The sequence below is a fragment of the Gracilibacillus oryzae genome, assembly GCF_009498735.1.
In the GTDB taxonomy this organism is placed as follows: Bacteria; Bacillota; Bacilli; order Bacillales; family Amphibacillaceae; genus Gracilibacillus; species Gracilibacillus oryzae.
Window position 1 is genome coordinate 1 of sequence record NZ_ML762471.1, and the last position, 2572, is coordinate 2572.

Consider the following 2572-nt stretch of genomic DNA (forward strand, 5'->3'; position numbering starts at 1 on the left):
TACGGAGTTACAAAGAAATAGATTAGATGAATCGATCTGGAAAGATCAGCCATAGGAGGTAACAGCCCTGTAATCGAAAATCTATTTCCTCCTGAGTGGATCCTGAGTACGGCGGAACACGTGAAATTCCGTCGGAATCCGGGAGGACCATCTCCCAAGGCTAAATACTCCCTAGTGACCGATAGTGAACCAGTACCGTGAGGGAAAGGTGAAAAGCACCCCGGAAGGGGAGTGAAAGAGAACCTGAAACCGTGTGCCTACAAGTAGTCGAAGCCCTTTTACGGGTGACGGCGTACCTTTTGTAGAATGGACCGGCGAGTTACGATCTCCTGCAAGGTTAAGCTGAAGAGGCGGAGCCGCAGCGAAAGCGAGTCTGAACAGGGCGTTTTAGTAGGGGGTCGTAGACCCGAAACCGTGTGATCTACCCATGTCCAGGGTGAAGGTCAGGTAACACTGACTGGAGGCCCGAACCCACGCACGTTGAAAAGTGCGGGGATGAGGTGTGGGTAGGGGTGAAATGCCAATCGAACACGGAGATAGCTGGTTCTCTCCGAAATAGCTTTAGGGCTAGCCTCAAGGGATGTATGTTGGAGGTAGAGCACTGATTGGACTAGGGGCCCTCACCGGGTTACCGAATTCAGTCAAACTCCGAATGCCAATCATATTACCTTGGGAGTCAGACTATGGGTGATAAGGTTCATAGTCGAAAGGGAAACAGCCCAGACCGTCAGCTAAGGTCCCAAAGTATACGTTAAGTGGAAAAGGATGTGGAGTTGCTTAGACAACCAGGATGTTGGCTTAGAAGCAGCCACCATTTAAAGAGTGCGTAATAGCTCACTGGTCGAGTGACTCTGCGCCGAAAATATACCGGGGCTAAACGTATCACCGAAGCTACGGATTGATCTTTGATCAATGGTAGGAGAGCGTTCTAAGTGCTGTGAAGTCAGACCGTGAGGACTGGTGGAGCGCTTAGAAGTGAGAATGCCGGTATGAGTAGCGAAATAGAAGTGAGAATCTTCTACACCGAATGCCTAAGGTTTCCTGAGGAAGGCTCGTCCGCTCAGGGTTAGTCGGGGCCTAAGCCGAGGCCGAAAGGCGTAGGCGATGGACAACAGGTTGATATTCCTGTACCACCCAATTCTGTTTGAGCAATGGGGGGACGCAGTAGGATAAGGAATGCGCACGACTGGAAGTGTGCGTCTAAGCAGTGAGTGAGTCAGATAGGCAAATCCGTCTGGCAATCACAAGCTGTGACAGGGAGGGAAATATAGTACCGAAGTTCCTGATTTCACACTGCCAAGAAAAGCCTCTAGTGAGGAAAAGGGTGCCCGTACCGCAAACCGACACAGGTAGGCGAGGAGAGAATCCTAAGGTGATCGGGAGAACTCTCGTTAAGGAACTCGGCAAAATGACCCCGTAACTTCGGGAGAAGGGGTGCTTTTCTTACGAAAAGCCGCAGTGAAAAGGCCCAAGCGACTGTTTAGCAAAAACACAGGTCTCTGCGAAGCCGAAAGGCGAAGTATAGGGGCTGACACCTGCCCGGTGCTGGAAGGTTAAGGGGATGCGTTAGCGCAAGCGAAGCGTTGAACCGAAGCCCCAGTAAACGGCGGCCGTAACTATAACGGTCCTAAGGTAGCGAAATTCCTTGTCGGGTAAGTTCCGACCCGCACGAAAGGTGCAACGACTTGGGCACTGTCTCAACGAGAGACCCGGTGAAATTATACTATGCGTGAAGATGCGCATTACCCGCGACAGGACGGAAAGACCCCGTGGAGCTTTACTGTAGCCTGATATGGAATGTTGGTACAGCTTGTACAGGATAGGTGGGAGCCTGAGAAGCGTGAGCGCTAGCTTACGTGGAGGCGCTGGTGGGATACCACCCTGGCTGTATTGACCTTCTAACCCAGAACCGTGATCCGGTTCGGAGACAGTGTCAGGTGGGCAGTTTGACTGGGGCGGTCGCCTCCTAAAGAGTAACGGAGGCGCCCAAAGGTTCCCTCAGAATGGTTGGAAATCATTCGAAGAGTGTAAAGGCAGAAGGGAGCTTGACTGCGAGACCTACAAGTCGAGCAGGGACGAAAGTCGGGCTTAGTGATCCGGCGGTACCGAATGGAAGGGCCGTCGCTCAACGGATAAAAGCTACCCCGGGGATAACAGGCTTATCTCCCCCAAGAGTCCACATCGACGGGGAGGTTTGGCACCTCGATGTCGGCTCATCGCATCCTGGGGCTGTAGTCGGTCCCAAGGGTTGGGCTGTTCGCCCATTAAAGCGGTACGCGAGCTGGGTTCAGAACGTCGTGAGACAGTTCGGTCCCTATCCGTCGTGGGCGTTGGAAGTTTGAGAGGAGCTGTCCTTAGTACGAGAGGACCGGGATGGACACACCGCTGGTGCACCAGTTGTTCCGCCAGGAGCATCGCTGGGTAGCTACGTGTGGAAGGGATAAGTGCTGAAAGCATCTAAGCATGAAGCCCCCCTCAAGATGAGACTTCCCATCATGTAAATGAGTAAGATCCCTCAGAGACGATGAGGTAGATAGGTTCGAGGTGGAAGCATGGTGACATGTGCAGCTGA

At 52.7% G+C, this 2572-nt stretch carries 1 rRNA gene; it reads left to right on the forward strand.

The window, feature by feature from the left end:
- A 23S ribosomal RNA gene (locus F9U64_RS22460) occupies positions 1 to 2572 on the forward strand; the annotation flags it as partial.